This is a genomic window from Arthrobacter sp. C152 (genome assembly GCF_054890965.1).
Map to the genome: position 1 here is coordinate 170,496 of NZ_JBTZSU010000006.1, position 16,513 is coordinate 187,008.

Annotated in this window: 15 protein-coding genes; 5 read left to right on the forward strand and 10 right to left on the reverse strand. The window is 68.2% G+C overall.

Annotated elements, in window-relative coordinates; genetic code table 11:
• Window positions 1-24 precede the first annotated feature (24 nt).
• Both efeO and efeB read left to right on the forward strand, forming a co-directional pair.
• Entirely contained in the window at window positions 25-1,233 is a 1,209-nt protein-coding gene (gene efeO, locus ACYSM9_RS06625; protein ID WP_461856184.1) for an iron uptake system protein EfeO, read from the forward strand.
• A 95-nt stretch (window positions 1,234-1,328) separates the two neighbouring features.
• On the forward strand, window positions 1,329-2,588 hold the full coding sequence (gene efeB / locus ACYSM9_RS06630) for an iron uptake transporter deferrochelatase/peroxidase subunit (RefSeq protein ID WP_461856221.1): 1,260 nt from the start codon (window positions 1,329-1,331) through the stop codon (window positions 2,586-2,588).
• A gap of 47 nt (window positions 2,589-2,635) precedes the next feature.
• Here the strand turns inward: efeB and htpX are convergent, their stop codons facing one another.
• Both htpX and ACYSM9_RS06640 read right to left on the reverse strand, forming a co-directional pair.
• Window positions 2,636-3,502, reverse strand: a complete 867-nt coding sequence (gene htpX / locus ACYSM9_RS06635) for a zinc metalloprotease HtpX (protein ID WP_461856185.1) — start codon at window positions 3,500-3,502, stop codon at window positions 2,636-2,638.
• Between the two features lie 28 nt (window positions 3,503-3,530).
• Complete coding sequence (locus tag ACYSM9_RS06640) at window positions 3,531-4,802, reverse strand: MFS transporter (protein WP_461856186.1); 1,272 nt, start codon at window positions 4,800-4,802, stop codon at window positions 3,531-3,533.
• An 80-nt stretch (window positions 4,803-4,882) separates the two neighbouring features.
• Between ACYSM9_RS06640 and ACYSM9_RS06645 the strand changes: the two genes are divergently transcribed.
• The 3 genes from ACYSM9_RS06645 (at window position 4,883) to ACYSM9_RS06655 (ending at window position 7,641) form a co-directional block, all read left to right on the forward strand.
• Entirely contained in the window at window positions 4,883-5,380 is a 498-nt protein-coding gene (locus ACYSM9_RS06645; protein WP_461856187.1) for a Fur family transcriptional regulator, read from the forward strand.
• Window positions 5,377-6,858 carry a catalase gene (locus ACYSM9_RS06650; protein WP_461856188.1) on the forward strand — a complete coding sequence of 494 codons (1,482 nt, stop codon included), beginning with the start codon at window positions 5,377-5,379 and terminating at the stop codon, window positions 6,856-6,858. Before ACYSM9_RS06645 ends, ACYSM9_RS06650 begins: the two co-directional genes overlap by 4 nt.
• Before the next feature lie 147 nt (window positions 6,859-7,005).
• A complete protein-coding gene (locus ACYSM9_RS06655) occupies window positions 7,006-7,641 on the forward strand; it encodes a DUF2461 domain-containing protein (protein ID WP_461856189.1) in 636 nt (211 codons plus the stop codon).
• 6 nt (window positions 7,642-7,647) lie between these two features.
• On the opposite strand, the gene ACYSM9_RS06660 is transcribed toward ACYSM9_RS06655, so the two are convergent.
• The 8 genes from ACYSM9_RS06660 to ACYSM9_RS06695 form a co-directional block, all read right to left on the reverse strand.
• Window positions 7,648-8,250 carry a TetR/AcrR family transcriptional regulator gene (locus ACYSM9_RS06660; RefSeq protein ID WP_461856190.1) on the reverse strand — a complete coding sequence of 201 codons (603 nt, stop codon included), beginning with the start codon at window positions 8,248-8,250 and terminating at the stop codon, window positions 7,648-7,650.
• 128 nt (window positions 8,251-8,378) lie between these two features.
• Entirely contained in the window at window positions 8,379-9,941 is a 1,563-nt protein-coding gene (locus ACYSM9_RS06665) for an amino acid permease (RefSeq protein WP_461856191.1), read from the reverse strand.
• A gap of 189 nt (window positions 9,942-10,130) precedes the next feature.
• Window positions 10,131-10,538: a DUF779 domain-containing protein gene (locus ACYSM9_RS06670; protein WP_461856192.1), complete on the reverse strand. Its 408-nt coding sequence runs from the start codon at window positions 10,536-10,538 to the stop codon at window positions 10,131-10,133.
• Window positions 10,538-11,560 carry an alcohol dehydrogenase AdhP gene (adhP, locus tag ACYSM9_RS06675; RefSeq protein WP_461856193.1) on the reverse strand — a complete coding sequence of 341 codons (1,023 nt, stop codon included), beginning with the start codon at window positions 11,558-11,560 and terminating at the stop codon, window positions 10,538-10,540. The genes ACYSM9_RS06670 and adhP overlap by 1 nt, the downstream gene beginning before the upstream one ends.
• 46 nt (window positions 11,561-11,606) lie before the next feature.
• Window positions 11,607-13,130, reverse strand: coding sequence for an acetaldehyde dehydrogenase ExaC (gene exaC, locus ACYSM9_RS06680; RefSeq protein WP_461856194.1), 1,524 nt, complete (start codon window positions 13,128-13,130; stop codon window positions 11,607-11,609).
• 84 nt (window positions 13,131-13,214) lie between these two features.
• Window positions 13,215-14,555 carry a GAF domain-containing protein gene (locus tag ACYSM9_RS06685; RefSeq protein ID WP_461856195.1) on the reverse strand — a complete coding sequence of 447 codons (1,341 nt, stop codon included), beginning with the start codon at window positions 14,553-14,555 and terminating at the stop codon, window positions 13,215-13,217.
• A gap of 60 nt (window positions 14,556-14,615) precedes the next feature.
• Complete coding sequence (locus ACYSM9_RS06690; protein WP_461856196.1) at window positions 14,616-15,881, reverse strand: glycosyltransferase; 1,266 nt, start codon at window positions 15,879-15,881, stop codon at window positions 14,616-14,618.
• The gene (locus tag ACYSM9_RS06695; RefSeq protein ID WP_461856197.1) at window positions 15,881-16,492 is read right to left on the reverse strand and encodes a TetR/AcrR family transcriptional regulator; all 612 of its coding nucleotides are present in this window, start codon (window positions 16,490-16,492) and stop codon (window positions 15,881-15,883) included. The genes ACYSM9_RS06690 and ACYSM9_RS06695 overlap by 1 nt, the downstream gene beginning before the upstream one ends.
• Between the last annotated feature and the right edge of the window lie 21 nt (window positions 16,493-16,513).

Here is a 16,513-nt window from a genome sequence, read left to right on the forward strand (position 1 = left end):
TCCACCCGCACCAAAGGAATCCCCATGCCTGGCTTCACCCTGCCCAACAAGGCCCTGCCCAAAAACGCCCGCACCCGCGGGACCAACATCGCGTCCCTGGCCGCCGCCGTCGTGGCCCTGCCCCTGATCGCCACCGGCTGCACCGACAACACCAAGGCCGCCGACACCTCCCCCGGCACCATCCAGGTGGTCAGCTCCGCCACCGAGTGCAAGGTGTCCACCGGCAGCGTGCCCAGCGGCAACCTCACCTTCACGGTCAAGAACGAAGGCCCGGAGGTGACCGAGTTCTACCTGCTGGCGGCGGACGGACTGCGCATCCTCGGCGAAGTGGAGAACATCGGCCCGGGCCTCACCCGCAACCTCGTGGTCACCGCCCCCGCCGGCACCTACACCACCGCCTGCAAGCCGGGCATGGAGGGCGACGGGATCCGGGGTGCGCTGGAAGTGACCCAGTCCGGCAACCAGCCCTCCGCGGACGCGGACTTCCAGCACCTGCTCGATACCGCCACCGCGCAGTACGCGTCCTACGTCAAGGACCAAAGCGAACAGCTGCTCACCGGCACCGAGCAGTTCGCCGCCGCCTATGCCGCCGGCGACACGGAAAAGGCCCGGTCCCTGTATGCGGCAACACGCCAGCACTGGGAACGGATCGAGCCGGTGGCCGAGTCCTTCGGTGACCTCGACCCGCAGCTCGATGCCCGCGAAGCCGACCTCGAGCCCGGCCAGGAGTGGACCGGCTGGCACCGGGCGGAAAAGGACCTCTTCCCGCCGGCCGGGTACACCGCCCTGACCGCAGCCGAGCGTACGTCCATCGCCGACCGGCTGGTGGCCGACACCAAGGAGCTCGTGGAGCGCACCCGCACACTGGAGATTTCGGCGGACATGCTGGGCAACGGCGCCAAGGAACTGCTGGACGAGGTGGCCACCGGGAAGGTCACCGGCGAAGAGGAGATCTGGTCGCACACCGACCTCTGGGACTTCCAGGCGAACGTCGACGGCGCACGCATCGCGTTCGAAAACCTCAAGCCGGCCCTTCAGCAGAAGGACCCTGCCCTGGCCACGTCGCTGGATGAGAAGTTCGCAGCCCTGCAGGCTGAACTCACCACACACGCCCAGGGCGGCGGCTTCACCTCCTACGACAAACTGGCACCCGAGCAGGTCCAGCGGCTGGCCTCCCTGGTGGACGCCCTCGGGGAACCGCTGTCCAAGCTGACCGCAGCGGTGGTCCTGTGACCGGCTGCCCGTTCGGCGGCCAGCCGCCGGAAACACCGGGAACAGGCAGCGCCGGCGCCACGGCACCGGAGGAACAGTCGACGGCGGGACCCCGCATGAGCAGGCGCGGCCTGCTGGGCCTCGCCGGGCTGGGCGGTGCCGCCGCCGGCCTCGCGGCCGGCTTCCTGGGCCACGACGCCGTCGCGGCAAGTGCTGCCCCGGCGCCCGCCGCCGACAGCCCGGTGGTCCCCTTCCACGGCGAGCACCAGGCCGGCATCACCACCGCCGCGCAGGACCGCCTCCACATGGCGGCGTTCGACGTCACCACCACCAAGCGGGAAGAGCTCATCCAGCTGCTCAAGGACTGGACCGGGGCCGCGGAGGCACTGACCCAGGGCAGGCCCGCCGGTGCGACGGGCGCCGTGGACGGCCCCTACGGCGCCCCGCCCGAGGACACCGGGGAGGCCCTGGACCTTAACGCCGGAAAGCTGACCCTGACCTTCGGTTTCGGCGCGAGCCTGTTCGAAAAGGACGGCGCGGCCCGCTTCGGCCTGGAGGGGCGCAGGCCCGAGGCCCTGATCGACCTGCCGCACTTCCCCGGCGACGACCTCGACCCTGCCCGCAGCGGCGGCGACCTGGTGGTGCAGGCATGCGCCGACGACCCCCAGGTGGCGGTCCACGCCATCCGCAACCTCGCCAGGATCGGCTTCGGTAAAGTGCGGGTGCGCTGGTCCCAGCTCGGCTTTGGCCGGACGTCCTCCACCTCGCGGGCCCAGCAGACCCCGCGGAACCTGTTCGGCTTCAAGGACGGCACCAACAACGTCAAGGTCGAGGACCAGCAGCTGCTGGACCAGCATGTGTGGGCGGCGGCCGCCCGGCCGCAGGATGCCTGGATGGCAGGCGGCAGCTACCTGGTGGCCCGCCGGATCAGGATGCATATCGAGATCTGGGACCGTACCTCCCTGGGCGAACAAGAAGGCTTGATCGGCAGGACCAAGGGAAGCGGCGCGCCCCTCTCCGGCGGCGAGGAGTTCACCGAGCCGGACTTCGCCCGGCAGGGCAAGGGCGGCAAACCCCTGATTCCGCTCGATTCGCACATGCGGATGGCGCACCCCAGCCAGAACAGCGGGGTCCGGATGCTGCGCCGCGGCTACAACTACACCGACGGTTCCGACGGCGTGGGCCACCTCGACGCCGGCCTGTTCTTCATCGCGTTCGTCACCGATCCCCGGACGCACTATGTCCCCATGCAGCTGGCCATGGCCAAGGGCGACACCCTGGCCGTGGAGTACCTCAAGCACACCGGCTCGGGCCTCTTCGCGGTCCCCGGCGGCGTGCAGCCCGGCGGTTTCGTCGGCGACGGCCTCTTCGCCTAAAGCGGCCGTCCCGCGTCGCCACCCACCGTCCGACGGCGGGATCCCGGCTAAAGCGGCCGGCCCGCCATCCGTTCCAGCCGGGAGATCCGGTCGCGCATCGGCGGGTGGGTGGCGAAGAGCTTGTTGATGGCGCCGCCGCGGAACGGGTTGGCGATCATCAGGTGCGAGGCGTTGACCAGCCGCTGGTCCTGCGGCAGCGGCGCAAGGGTGACGCCGCGCTCAATCTTGGCCAGGGCTGAGGCGAGCGCCAGCGGATCGCCGGTCAGCTGCGAGCCGTCCTCATCGGCGTCGTACTCCCTGGTGCGGGAGATGGCCATCTGGATCAGCGATGCCGCGAAGGGCGCCAGCAGGGCCATGGCGATCATCGCCAGCGGGTTGGCGTTGCGCCGGTCCCCGCCGCCGAAGAACAGCAGCATCTGGCCCACCGAGGTGATCACGCCGGCGACGGCGGCCGCCACCGATGAGGTGAGGATGTCGCGGTTGTAGACGTGCATGAGTTCGTGGCCCAGGACCCCGCGGAGTTCACGGGCGTCGAGGAGGTTCAGGATGCCCTCGGTGCAGCAGACGGCCGCGTTCTGCGGGTTACGTCCGGTGGCGAAGGCGTTCGGGTTCATCGTGGGCGAGACGTAGATCCGCGGCATCGGCTGGTTGGCGCGGGCGGACAGCTCCCGGACGATCTGGTAGAGCTGCGGCGCCTGGGCCTCGGTCACCGGGAACGCCTGCATGGAGCGGATGGCAATCTTGTCGCTGTTCCAGTAGCCGTAGAACGTGGTGCCGACGCCGATCAGCGCCATGATCCAGATGGGCGCCGAACTGCGGGTACCGACGCCGATCAGTCCGCCCAGGCCGAGCAGCACGGCCCACAGGACGCCGAACAGGGCCGCGGTCTTCAGCCCGTTGTGATGGTTGTGCACGTTTCCTCCTTGTTCAAGGAACGGTCCACTACGGCACCGGGTTCCGGGCGTCATACCTGCCGAAGCCCGGCTGCAGTTTCGCCGCCGTCCACGCGCCCGCGATGCACAGCGCACCGCCGAGCAGCAGGACCCAGCCTTCGCTCAAAATCTTAGTCCCGCCACCGGCCAGCAGGTCCCCGATCCGCGGACCGCCGGCCACCACCACGATGAAGACGCCCTGCAGCCGGCCGCGCAGGTGGTCCGGCGCGGCGGCCTGCAGGATGGTGTTGCGGAAGACGCTGCTGATCGAATCGGCGATGCCGGCCAGGGCGCAGCAGGCGGCAGCGGGAACCAGCCAGGGTGTCACGCCCCCGTCCGGCGCCCGTCCGGCCAGCAGCACCACCAGCCCGAACGCACCAATGGAGGCGCCCCACCCCATGACGGAGACCACGACGGCGGTCCCTTGGCGGCGCACCATGCCCAGCGGGCCGGAGAAGAGTCCGGCAAGGAAGGCCCCGACGGCGGTGCACGCCAGCAGGATGCCCACGGTGGCCTCGCCGCCGCCGATAGCCAGGGCGGCAACGGCCGGCAGCAGGGCGCGCGGCTGGGCCAGGACCATGGCGATGAGGTCGATGATGAAGGTCATCCGGAGGTTGGTGCGGGTGCCCAGGAAGCGGAAGCCCTCGACGACGGAGCGGAGCCCGGCCTTGCTGCGGGCCCCGGACGGGGGCATGGGCGGCAGCCGGTACACGGCCCAGAGGACGAAGGCGAAGCTGGCGAAGTCGATGGTGTAGGTCCAGCCAAAGCCAAGCAGTGCCACCAGGACACCGGCCAGCAGCGGCCCGGCCGTCATGGCAAGGCCCAGGGACAGCATGTTCAGCGCGTTCGCGGCAGGCAGGAGCTCCTTCCGGATAAGCGCCGGAAGGATCGCACTCCTGGCCGGCTGGTTGATGGCCTGGGCCCCGCTTTGGAGGGCGACGAGGAGGTAGAGGACCCAGACGCTGCCCAGGTGCAGCCAGGACTGAAGCGCGATCAGGCCGGTGGTCAGCCACAGCACCGCGGAGGCGAGCAGGGCAATGCGCCGCCGGTCGTGCGCGTCGGCGATGGACCCGCCCATGAGGCCACCCACCACCAGGGGCACCAAGGCGAAGACGCCCAGCAGCCCCACGTAGAAGCTGTCCTGCGTCAGCCGGTACACCTCAAGGCTCACGGCCACCAGGGTGAGCTGGCTGCCGACGGCGGACACCGCGGATCCCAGCCACAGCCGGCGGAACTCCGGGCTTTCCTTCAGCGGCCGCACGTCGGCCAGAATTCTCCCCACCCAGCAACCCTAGCGGCCGACACGGAAAGGTTAGCCACGCCTTATTGTGACTTACTAATAATAAGTGCTTCAATGGAGCCATGACGGAGCACTTCGACGGCCAGGAAGCATGGGCTGCAGCCCTGCGCGCCCACGGCCGCAGGGTGACCAAGCAGCGGCTCGCCGTGCTGGCCGCCGTCGAACGCCACCCCCACTCCCCGGCGGAAAGCATCCTGGCGGCAGCCCGCGCCGAGCTGCCGGAACTGACCGCCCAGTCCGTGTACGTCGTCCTCGGCGACCTGACGGACCTGCACATGCTGCGCCGGTTCGAGCCGCCCCACTCCCCCGCCCTGTATGAAACGCGCGTGGGCGACAACCACCACCACGCCATCTGCATCAGCTGCGGCCGGGTGGAGGACGTGGACTGCGCCGTCGGACACGCCCCCTGCCTTACCCCCCACTGGAATCCGGACGCCAAGCCGATGACCATCCAGATCGCCGACGTCATGTACCAGGGCATCTGCCAGGACTGCCAGCGGACCCAACAACTTCCTCCCCAGTCGTCCTTTACAAGAAACACAGAAATAGGAGAACAATGACTGCCGTTTCCACAACCCAGTCGGGTGCGCCGGTAACGTCCGACGCCCACTCAAAGTCAGTTGGTGCCGACGGTGCCATCATCCTGACCGACCACTACCTGGTGGAAAAGCTTGCCCAGTTCAACCGTGAGCGGGTGCCGGAGCGCGTAGTGCACGCCAAGGGCGGCGGTGCCTTCGGTACGTTCAAGGCCACCGAGGACATCTCCAAGTACACCAAGGCCGCGTTCCTGCAGCCGGGCGTCGAGACCGAGATGCTGATCCGCTTCTCCTCCGTTGCTGGCGAGAACGGCTCCCCGGACACCTGGCGCGACCCCCGCGGCTTCGCGGTGAAGTTCTACACCAGCGAAGGCAACTACGACCTCGTGGGCAACAACACCCCGGTGTTCTTCATCCGCGACGGCATCAAGTTCCCGGACTTCATCCACTCCCAGAAGCGCCTGCCCGGCACCCACCTGCGCGACGCCGACATGCAGTGGGACTTCTGGACCCTGTCCCCCGAGTCCGCCCACCAGGTCACCTGGCTCATGGGTGACCGCGGCCTGCCCGCCTCCTGGCGCGAAATGCAGGGCTACGGCTCGCACACCTACCAGTGGATCAACGCCGAAGGCGAACGGTTCTGGGTCAAGTACCACTTCCACTCCAACCAGGGCGTGAAGAACATGACCGGCGACCAGGCCGAGGCACTGGCCGGCTCCGACGCGGACTTCTACATCCGCGACCTGTCCGAGAACATCGAGGCCGGAAACTTCCCGTCCTGGGACCTGCACGTCCAGGTCATGCCGTACGAGGACGCCAAGACGTACCGCTTCAACCCGTTCGACCTCACCAAGGTCTGGCCGCACGCGGACTACCCGCTGATCAAGGTCGGCACCATGGAGCTGAACCGGAACCCGGAGAACTACTTCGCGCAGATCGAGCAGGCCACCTTCGCGCCGTCGAACTTCGTGCCCGGCATTGCCGCCTCCCCGGACAAGATGCTGCAGGCCCGCATCTTCTCCTACGCGGACGCACACCGCTACCGCGTGGGCACCAACCACGCCCAGATCCCGGTGAACCAGCCCAAGAACCAGGTCAACAACTACAGCCAGGACGGCCAGGGACGCTTCCTGTTCAACGCCCCGTCCGTGCCGGTCTACGCCCCCAACACCTTCGGTGGCCCGGCCGCGGTTGAGCCGCAGAACCCGGCCGGCGGCTGGGAGAACGACGGCGAACTGACCCTCGCCGCGCACTCGCTGCACGCCGAGGACGGCGACTTCGTCCAGGCCGGCACCCTGTACCGCGAGGTCTACGACGAGGCTGCCAAGGGCCGCTTCCTGGAGACCATCACCGGTGCGGTCGGCGGCGTCAAGCGCTCCGACATCAAGGAACGCGCCATCCAGTACTGGACCAGCGTCGACGCCGAACTGGGCGCCAAGCTGCGCGCCAACCTCGGTGCCGCGCCGGCTTCCGACGCTGAGGCTGCCAACAAGATCGGCTAGCACTCCGCCGTCCGGCGCTTCCGGACGTCGTCAGGACACCCCGTCCCCGGGCTTCCGGGACGGGGTGTCCTGCCGTTTAAGCTGCGGTTTTGCACATACGGCGGGGTGGGGCTGGTCCGTTGGTGCAGCCGGTCCTAGGCTCCATGCATGAACACATTCGCAGGCATTCCGCCCGAGGCGTTCCGGTTCTACGCGGAGCTGGAAGAGAACAACAACCGTGACTGGTGGCTGGGGCACAGGGACACCTACGACGCCGCCGTGAAACAACCCCTCACCGAACTCCTTGAGGGGCTGGAACCGGAGTTCGGGCCGGCCAAGCTGTTCCGGCCCTACCGGGACGTCCGGTTTTCGCCGGACAAGTCGCCCTACAAGACGGCGCAGGGTGCGTTCGCGGCGCGGCAGGAGGGCGTCGGGTTCTACCTGCAGATCAACGCCGACGGCCTGCTGATCGGCGGCGGCTACCACTCCCACACGCCCGCCCAGCTGGCCAGGTTCCGGGCTGCCGCCGACGCCTCGGCCAGCGGTGCCGCCCTGCAGGAGATCGTCGATGCGGTGGCGGGCGCAGGATTCACCATCGAGGGCGAAAGGCTCAAAACCGTCCCCCGCGGTTTCGCCGCGGACCACCCGCGCGCCGAACTGCTCAAGCACAAGTCCTTGTCGGCTGGAGTCGAGGTGGGCCAGCCGGAATGGGTCTCCACCCCGGCGGTGCGGGATGAGGTCGCGGCCAGGTGGCGGCAGCTCCGGGCCCTCGTGGAGTGGGTGGGGCGCTACGCCGCGCCGTAGGCAGGATCAGGTGTTCTGCGCGGCTGCCAGGCGGGTTTCGAGGTTGTTGAAGAACACAGTCAGCATCAGCTCGAAAGCCTTGGTGGCGGCTTCCGGCTCGTTCATCACCACGAAGTCGAACTGCAGGCCGTAGAAGGTGGAGGTGAAGAGCCTGGCGTCTGTGTCGGCGTATTCTTCGGCGATCCCCTGCACCATGAGCCAGTCCCGGGTCTTGTGGTGCAGCAGGCGGAAGTTTTCCTGTGAGCTTCCGCGCGGCTCGCCGGCCACTATATCCTGCGCGGTCGCCTCGAACTCCAGCCGGGTCAGGTGGCGGTTCCGCTGCGCCATGGTCCACTGCCAGGAGTCCAGCAGGAAGGCCCGCCACGCGTCGCGGTCAATGTCGCGGACGTCGGTGCTGCGCATCCAGTCCAGCCGGGACTCGATGGAGGCGACGATGTCGTTGATGAGCTGGTCCCGGTTTCCGAAGTGGTAAACGAGCACGTAGGCGCTCATCCCCAGCCCCTCGGCCAGGCTGCGGAAGGTCAGCTCCGCGAGGGTCTTGTCCATCAGGTAGTCGAGGATGGCTGTGAGCAGTTCGGCCTTGCGTTCGGACCGGGAGGGGCGTGCCATGCTTCCATCCTAGGAGCCGGAAACCCGGGAGCTGGAAACGCGTCTGCCCGCCCGGGAAGCCCGGGCGGGCAGAACAGCAGGTGCGGCGGGGTCACCCGGGCGCCGGGTAACCCAAGCAGCGGGGTAGCTCAGGCGCGGGTGAGCTCGTCCTCGTCATCGCGCCCGGCGGCGGCTGCGGCGCCGTCTTCCGGTGCGCGGTTGACGGAGGCGCTGGCCTCGGCGAAGCGCTCGTTGAGCCGGGAGTGGCGCTGGCCGTACAGGAAGTAGATCGCCAGGCCGATGACCAGCCAGACGGCAAAGAAGATCCAGGTCTCCACGGCGAGGTTGGTCATCAGGTACAGGCACAGCACGGCCGAGACGATCGGCAGCACCTTGCCGAACGGGACCCGGAAGGCCGGCTTCAGGTCCGGGCGCTTCCTGCGCAGCACCAGGATGCCGAGGCTGACCACTACGAACGCGGACAGCGTGCCGATGTTGATCATTTCCTCGAGCAGGTCCACGTTGGTCAGTCCTGCCACGAGAGCGACCGCGGCGCCGCAGATGACCTGGAGGCGGACCGGCGTCGAACGCTTGTCACTGGTCTTGGACAGCGACCGCGGCAGCAGGCCGTCGCGGCTCATGGCCAGGACCACACGGGACAGGCCCATGAGGAGCACCATGATCACGGTGGTCAGGCCCACCAGGGACCCGAAGGCGATCACCTTGGCGGCCGAGGTGTCCCCCACCGCTTCGAACGCCGTGGTGAGGGTGGGGCTCTTGGCCTCGGCCAGCTGCGTGTAGGACACCATGCCGGTCAGGGCCAGGGAGACGAGGATGTACAGCAGGGTCACCAGGGCCAGGCCGCCGAAGATGCCGCGCGGCAGGGTCTTCTGCGGATTCTTCACTTCCTCCGCGGAGGTGGCCACCACGTCGAAGCCGATGAACGCGAAGAACACCAGTGCGGCACCGGCGAAGATACCGAGCGTGCCGTACTGTGCGGGGGCGGCACCGGTGAGGAAGCCGAAGAAGGACTGCTTCAGGACATCGGCGGCACCCGTTCCGGCCGTGGGCTCGGCCGCGGGCACGAAGGGCGTGTAGTTCTCGAACTTGACGTAGGTGAAGCCCACGATGATCACGAACAGCACCACGCCGATCTTGATCAGGGTGAAGATGTTGCCCACCCGGGCGGAAAGCTTGGTGCCCAGCACCAGCAGCACGGTGAAGATGGCAACGATCAGGAAGGCGCCCCAGTACAGGTCCACGCCGCCCAGGGAGATGGCCGGCGGGACATCGGCGCCCATCAGGGCGAACACCTTGCTGAGGTAGATGCCCCAGTACTTGGCGATCACGGCAGCCGCCGTGAACAGCTCGAGGATCAGGTTCCACCCGATGATCCAGGCGAGGATCTCGCCCATGGTGGCGTAGGTGAAGACGTACGCGGAGCCGGCCACGGGGATGGCGGTGGCGAATTCGGCGTAGCACATGATGGCCAGCGCGCAGGTGACGGCGGCGATGGCGAAGGACAGCGTCACGGCGGGGCCCGCGAAGTTGGCCGCTGCTTTGGCGCCAACGGAGAAGATACCGGCGCCCACCGCCACGGCGACGCCCATAATCATGAGGTCCCAGGTACTGAGGGAGCGCTTGAGCTTGCGTCCGGGCTCATCGGCGTCGGCTATTGACTGCTCAATGGATTTGGTCCGGAGGAGATTCATGGGGAATCACAATCCTGGTTTGTGATGGAAACAGACCTATCAACGATAGTGTCCATCCAGTGGACGGGCCCAATCGTCCCACATCGTGAGATGGCTGGTTTCCCGAACTTTGTTCAGGAAACAGGTGCGGGGCCCTCCCAACGGAGAGCCCCGCACCTGTTTGGACCGAATTCCTCAGTTCGAATTTAATCAGGCCGGCCAGTCCATCAGGGTGGAGCGGATGAGGAAGCGCTGGCCTTCCGGCGCCTCCACCGAAAACCCGCTGCCCCGGCCCTGCACCACGTCCACCGTCAGGTGGGTGTGGCTCCAGTACTCGAACTGCTCGCGCGACATCCAGAACTCCAAGGGCTGCGGCGCCACGCCGTCGGCGAGGTCGAACAGCCCGAGCAGGACATCGGAACTGCCGGTGATGAAATCCCCGGCCGGATAGCACATGGGCGCGGAGCCGTCGCAGCAGCCGCCGGACTGGTGGAACATCAGCGGTCCGTGCCGGTCCCACAGCAACCGCAGCAGCGCCACGGCGTCCGGAGTCAGGGCCACCCGGGAGAAGTCCTCCCCCGGCAGCGTCGCGGCAGCCTCGATCCCATAGTGCGGCATCAGAACCTCAACACCACGCGGCCGTCGATCTTGGCGTGCTTCATCTCGTCGAACACCGCGTTGACCTCGGACAGTTCACGGACGGAGACGGTGGGATGGATCTTTCCGCGGGCGTAGAAGTCCAGGGCTTCCTCCAGGTCCTGCCGGGTGCCCACGATTGAGCCGCGGACCGTCAGCCCCTTGAGCACAATCTCGAAGATCGGCGCCGGGAAGTCCCCCGGCGGCAGTCCGTTGAACACGATGGTCCCGCCGCGGCGGGCCATCCCGATGGCCTGCCCGAAGGCCGACGGGTGCACCGCGGTGACCAGCACTCCATGGCAACCCCCTGTTTCACGCTGGATCACTTCGGCCGGGTCTTCGTGCAGGGCGTTGACCGTCACTTCCGCGCCATGGGCCCTGGCGAGCGCCAGCTTGTCGTCCGCGATGTCCACGGCAGCGACCCGCAGCCCCATGGCCACCGCGTACTGGACAGCGATGTGCCCCAGCCCGCCGATGCCGGAGATCGTGACCCACTGGCCCGGCCGGGCCTCGGTCATCTTCAATCCCTTGTAAACGGTGACGCCGGCACAGAGCACCGGCGCCACCTCGACGGGGTCGGATCCCGCCGGTATCCGCGCGGCGAAGCGCGAGTCCACGAGCATGTACTCCCCGAAGGAGCCGTCCACGCTGTAGCCGCCGTTCTTCTGGGCCTCACAGAGGGTCTCCCAGCCGGTGCGGCAGTACTGGCAGTCCCCACAGGCCGACCACAGCCAGGCGTTGCCTACCAGGTCCCCGACGGCGAGGTCGGTGACCCCTTCGCCCAGGGCCACCACTTCGCCCACCCCTTCGTGGCCGGGAACAAACGGCGGGACCGGCTTGACCGGCCAGTCGCCTTCGGCGGCGTGCAGGTCCGTGTGGCAGACGCCGGTGGTGAGCACCTTGATCAGTGCCTGCCCCGGCCCCGGCGTGGGGACCGGGAGGTCCTGGACGGAGAGGTCGGTGCCGAACGTGGTTACTACTGCTGCTTGCATTGTCGTCGTCATTGGCGAAATCCTTGCGTCGTTGTAGCGGAAGGTATGGCAGCCGGGCCTAGAAGAAGCCCAGCTTGTTTTCGTTGTAGCTGACCAGCAGGTTCTTGGTCTGCTGGTAGTGGTCCAGCATCATGGCGTGGTTCTCGCGCCCGATGCCTGAGGACTTGTAGCCGCCGAAAGCGGCACCTGCCGGGTAGGCGTGGTAGTTGTTGACCCAGACGCGGCCGGCCTGGATCTCGCGGCCTGCGCGGTACGCCACGTTGCCGTTGCGCGACCAGACGCCGGCGCCGAGGCCGTAGAGGGTGTCGTTGGCGATGCCCATGGCGTCGTTGTAGTCGCTGAACTTCGTCACCGCCACGACGGGTCCGAAGATCTCCTCCTGGAAGATCCGCATCCTGTTATGGCCTTCGAAGACGGTGGGCTGGACGTAGTAGCCGCCGGCCAGGTCGCCGGGCAGTTCGGCGCGGGCGCCGCCGGTGAGCACCTTGGCGCCTTCCTGCTTTCCGATGTCGATGTAGGAGAGGATCTTCTCCAGCTGGTCGTTGGAGGCCTGGGCACCCACCTGGGTGTCGGTGTCCAGCGGGTTGCCCTGGACCATCTTCTCCACCCGGGCCACGGCGTCGGCCATGAAGGAGTCGTAGATGTCCTCCTGAACCAGGGCTCGGGACGGGCAGGTGCAGACTTCGCCCTGGTTGAAGGCGAACAGCGCGAAGCCTTCCTGGGCTTTGTCGTAGAACGCGTCGTTGTCCTGGGCCACATCGTTGAAGAAGATGTTGGGGCTCTTGCCGCCCAGTTCCAGGGTGACGGGGATCATGTTCTGGCTGGCGTACTGGCTGATGAGCCGGCCGGTGGTGGTTTCACCGGTGAAGGCGATCTTGCGGATCCGGGGGCTTGAGGCCAGGGGCTTGCCGGCTTCCACGCCGAAGCCGTTGACCACGTTCACCACGCCGGCGGGCAGCAGGTCGCCGATGAGTTCCATCAGCACCAGGATGGAGCTCGGCGTCTGCTCAGCGGGCTTGAGGACCACGGCGTTGCCGGCGGCGAGCGCGGGGGCCAGCTTCCACACAGCCATCAGGATGGGGAAGTTCCAGGGGATGATCTGGCCCACGACGCCGAGCGGCTCGTGGAAGTGGTAGGCGGTGGTGTCGTCGTCGAGCTGCGAGAGGCTGCCTTCCTGGGCCCGGACCGCGGAGGCGAAGTAGCGGAAGTGGTCGGCGGCGAGCGGGAGGTCGGCGTTGAGGGTTTCGCGGACGGGCTTGCCGTTGTCCCAGGTTTCTGCCACGGCGAGCATTTCGAGGTTTTCGTCGATGCGGTCCGCGATCCTGTTCAGGATGGCGGCACGCTCGGCCACGGAGGTCTTGCCCCAGGACGGAGCTGCCTTGTGTGCGGCGTCCAGCGCCAGCTCGATGTCCTCCGCGGTGCCGCGCGCCACCTCGCAGAAGGCCTTCCCGGTGACCGGGGTGATGTTTTCGAAGTACTGTCCCTTCACGGGGGCCACCCATTCGCCGCCGATCCAGTTCTCGTAGCGGTCCTTGAACGTGACCTTGGAACCTTCGGTACCGGGCTGTGCGTAAACGGTCATTGCTAGCTCCTTTGCTAATCCAGGCGTTCGCCGTTGGAGCCAGCGTAGGAGCGGGCAGGTTGCAGCAAGGTTGCAACCCAGGAGTTAAGCGCGGAGTTCGGCTTCCAGCCGTTCCAGTTCAGCGACGACGGCGGCACGCTTGGGTGAGCGCGGCGGCAGCAGGCGGAGCGCGGCACGGCGGATGCCGACGTCGTCCCTTGCCTCCGGGAGGCCGGCGTATTTCAGCAGCGACTCGGCGCTGCCGTCCGTGAGGACTGCCTCGCGGAGCAGGGAGGAGACCCTGTCCCGCAGGTCGATGATGCCCGGCGCCTCGGAGCGGGGAAGCACCGCACCGCGGTAGATTTCCAGGGCGATCCGGTGGGCCCCGCGCTGCAGGCAGCTCAGCACCTGGCCGGTGTCCGGCACCACGTCCAGGGGGAGCCGGTACGGGCGCGAACCGGGAACGGCGTCCGGGCTGAGCTGCTGCAGCACCTTCCTCAGCCGCACCATCTCGGCCCGGAGCGTGATGGTGGATCCGTCCCCGGGGTACAGCAGTGTGCTCATTTCCTCGGCGGTGAGCCCGTCCTTGTGCGTGCTGAGCAGGGCCATGATCTCGCTGTGCCGGGCGGAGAGCGCAACTGTCTTCCCGGCGAGGCTGAGCAGCGCCTGGTCGCGCCCCAGCAGTTGCAGGCTGTTGCGGTAGAGGCTGCCCTCCGCGGCACCCTGCCCCGGCCTGGCAGCGGCAGCCGGGGACCGCCGTCGTACCGGCTTCCTGGCGAGCTCCGCAGCGAGCTGGAGCCGCTCCACGCGCAGCTGCGCCTGCGCGGCCGCGACGGTGGCCTCCACCAGCGAAAGGGTGTGCGGCGCCACGGCGGTGGCCGTGCCGGTGATGTCCACGACGCCGAGCACCGCACCGGAATCGGGGTCATGGAAGGGCACCGCGGTGCAGCTCCAGGGGTGGACCGTCCGCTGGTAGTGCTCGGCGCCGGCGATCTGGATGCCGCGGCCGAGGGCGAGGGCGGTTCCCGGGGCGCTGGTGCCGACGCTGGCTTCGGACCAGTCGGCGCCGGGGACGAACATCATGCCCTCCGCCCGTCTCTGGAGGGCGGGGTCGCCGTGCACCCAGAGGAGGCGGCCCACTTCGTCCCCCACGGCCACCAGGAGTCCACTGTCGTGGCTGGGCTGGACCAGGAGCTTGTTGATCACCGGCATGATTGCGGCCAGCGGATGCTGCCGGCGGTAGTCCTCCAGCTCGTCCCAGTCGAGGGCCAGCGGCGCGGCGGGGTTGTCCGGGTTGGCACGGAGGCTGGCCGAGCGCTGCCACGACTCCTTGATGAGCTTGCGCAGCCCGGGCAGTTCCGGGGTTCCGCCGGACGCGGCGTCCAGGTGCTCATGCCCGGCCAGCGCGGCGCGCTGGAGCGGTTCAGGCTGGAGCAGGTTCGTCATCGAACTCCCGTTACGTGCAGGCAGGGTGCCCAGCAAGCATAGCGGGACAAAAACCCCGTGTCATGGGTGTACCCGGACCAGCCCTTCCAGCGCGTCTGCCCCAGCAGCCGCTCCCCCGGCGGCCCTGAATCCTGCGGCCACCCGGCGGGCGCCGTCTTTCTTCCCAAGGGCCTCGTGGACGGCCTGGCGAAGCCTGCCGGGAGTCAGGTTCCTGCGGCGGAGCCTGACCCCGGCGCCTGCCGCCACCACCCGCGCCGCCACCTCGTGCTGGTCCCGGCCGAAGGGCACCACCACCACCGGCACCCCCTTGGCCAGTGCCTTTTGGGTGGCCCCCATGCCGCCGTGGGTGATGGCAACGGCGGCGCGCTCCAGCACCGGCCCGTGCGGGACGAAGTGCTCCAGCCGGGCGTTGGCCGGAATGCTCCCGAGGCCGGTGGTGCCGGATGCCCGCGCGGAGCCGCTTGCTGCGGCGGGCAGCGTTGCGACGACGGTGAAAGGCTCCCCGGCAAGGCCTTCCAAGGCTGCCCGCACAATGGCCTCGTCAGCCTGGTATTCGGAGGAGGTGGTGACCAGGGCGACGGGCCGCGAGGTATCCTCCAGCCAGGCCGGCGGCGGCGACGGCGGTTCCCAGGTGAGCGCCCCGATCATGCGGACATCGGGCCCCCAGTCTGGATGCGGGTACTCGAGGGGCTCGGAGGTGGCGACCAGCAGCAGCGGGGCGGTCCGGAACATCGCGTCGGCACCGTTGACCGGGCCAAGCCGGCCTCCGGACAGGTCGGCGCGGAGGGAGTTGATGCGCGGCAGCATCAGTTTCTCGACGGCGCCGATCACCAGCCGCCGCGCCAGCGCGTCACGTGCCCGGCCGAGGGGTCCGGGCATGGGATCCAGCCCGGGGCCGAACGGCGGTGTGCCGCGGGAGGCCAGCGGCGGCGTGTACGGGCTGAATGTGGCCCAGGGAAGGCCCGATGCCTCCGCCGCGATCCGGGCACCCCACGAATTGATGTCCACTACCAGCAGGTCCGGTTTCACCGCGTCGATGGCTGCCTGGAGGTCCGGCGCGTCGAAGCGGGCCCGGGCCGTGAAGGTTTGGACGTTTGACGCCAGGGCTGCCCGCGCATTCCCGGCACGGTAATCATTCAGCTCAATGCCAGGCAGCCGGCCGTCGATCGCCTCCGCCTGGAACCCGGCCCCGCGCAGCACCGGCAGCTGCTGCCGGAGACCGCGCACATGGACGTCGTGGCCGCGGGCCTTCAGCTCCAGGAGAACGGGAACCATGGGAAAGAGATGGCCAATGGCGGGAGAGGTGTATGCGAGGACGGTGGACATCAGGACCTCCGGGTGAAGGGCTCCAGCATTTCGAGCAGGGAGACTGCCACCTGGTCCTTGCCCAGCCCCGCATCGAGGCGGAGCAGCTTCCAGGTGTAGACGTCGCAGATCGCGACGAACTGGGCAAGACGGCGTGCACGCGCCACCCTGCCCGCGAGGAAGTCCTCCGCCAGGAACGGCGCGAAGACGCGTTCACACCATTCCCGGTGGAGGCGCCGGCCGCCTGCGGTGATCTCTGCAAGGACCGGAGACGTTTCCTCCTCGGCCAGTAGCTTCAGCGCCAGGGCACCGGTGGATTCGTAATGCGCAACGAGATTGTCGACGGCGGCTGGAACGTCCCCGGCGGGAGCGGCGCCGCGCTGGGCGGCAACCTGGGTGGACGCGAACTCAGCGGTGGAATGGATCAGGCCCATCCGGTCGCCGAAGCGGCGGATGACGGTCTGGACCGTCACCCCTGCGCGGTCCGCGACGGCATTCAGGGTGACGTCGGCGAGCGGCCCCTCCATGAACAGGTCCAGCGTTGCCTGCAGGATTCGGCGCCCCGTCTCGGCGGCGGAAGAAGCGCGCTTGGGCGAACTGTAGGCCCTGGTTTTGGCCTTAGCCGCATTCATGTTAATTAGATTAATACCAAT

Excerpts from the sequence above, each read along its gene's own strand:
- efeO (WP_461856184.1), top strand. The coding sequence starts at position 25 with ATGCCTGGCTTCACCCTGCCCAACAAGGCCCTGCCCAAAAACGCCCGC.
- efeB (WP_461856221.1), top strand. The coding sequence starts at position 1,329 with ATGAGCAGGCGCGGCCTGCTGGGCCTCGCCGGGCTGGGCGGTGCCGCC.
- ACYSM9_RS06645 (WP_461856187.1), top strand. The coding sequence starts at position 4,883 with ATGACGGAGCACTTCGACGGCCAGGAAGCATGGGCTGCAGCCCTGCGC.
- ACYSM9_RS06650 (WP_461856188.1), top strand. The coding sequence starts at position 5,377 with ATGACTGCCGTTTCCACAACCCAGTCGGGTGCGCCGGTAACGTCCGAC.
- ACYSM9_RS06655 (WP_461856189.1), top strand. The coding sequence starts at position 7,006 with ATGAACACATTCGCAGGCATTCCGCCCGAGGCGTTCCGGTTCTACGCG.
- ACYSM9_RS06660 (WP_461856190.1), bottom strand. The coding sequence starts at position 8,250 with ATGGCACGCCCCTCCCGGTCCGAACGCAAGGCCGAACTGCTCACAGCC.
- ACYSM9_RS06665 (WP_461856191.1), bottom strand. The coding sequence starts at position 9,941 with ATGAATCTCCTCCGGACCAAATCCATTGAGCAGTCAATAGCCGACGCC.
- ACYSM9_RS06670 (WP_461856192.1), bottom strand. The coding sequence starts at position 10,538 with ATGCCGCACTATGGGATCGAGGCTGCCGCGACGCTGCCGGGGGAGGAC.
- adhP (WP_461856193.1), bottom strand. The coding sequence starts at position 11,560 with ATGACGACGACAATGCAAGCAGCAGTAGTAACCACGTTCGGCACCGAC.
- exaC (WP_461856194.1), bottom strand. The coding sequence starts at position 13,130 with ATGACCGTTTACGCACAGCCCGGTACCGAAGGTTCCAAGGTCACGTTC.
- ACYSM9_RS06685 (WP_461856195.1), bottom strand. The coding sequence starts at position 14,555 with ATGACGAACCTGCTCCAGCCTGAACCGCTCCAGCGCGCCGCGCTGGCC.
- ACYSM9_RS06690 (WP_461856196.1), bottom strand. The coding sequence starts at position 15,881 with ATGTCCACCGTCCTCGCATACACCTCTCCCGCCATTGGCCATCTCTTT.
- ACYSM9_RS06695 (WP_461856197.1), bottom strand. The coding sequence starts at position 16,492 with ATGAATGCGGCTAAGGCCAAAACCAGGGCCTACAGTTCGCCCAAGCGC.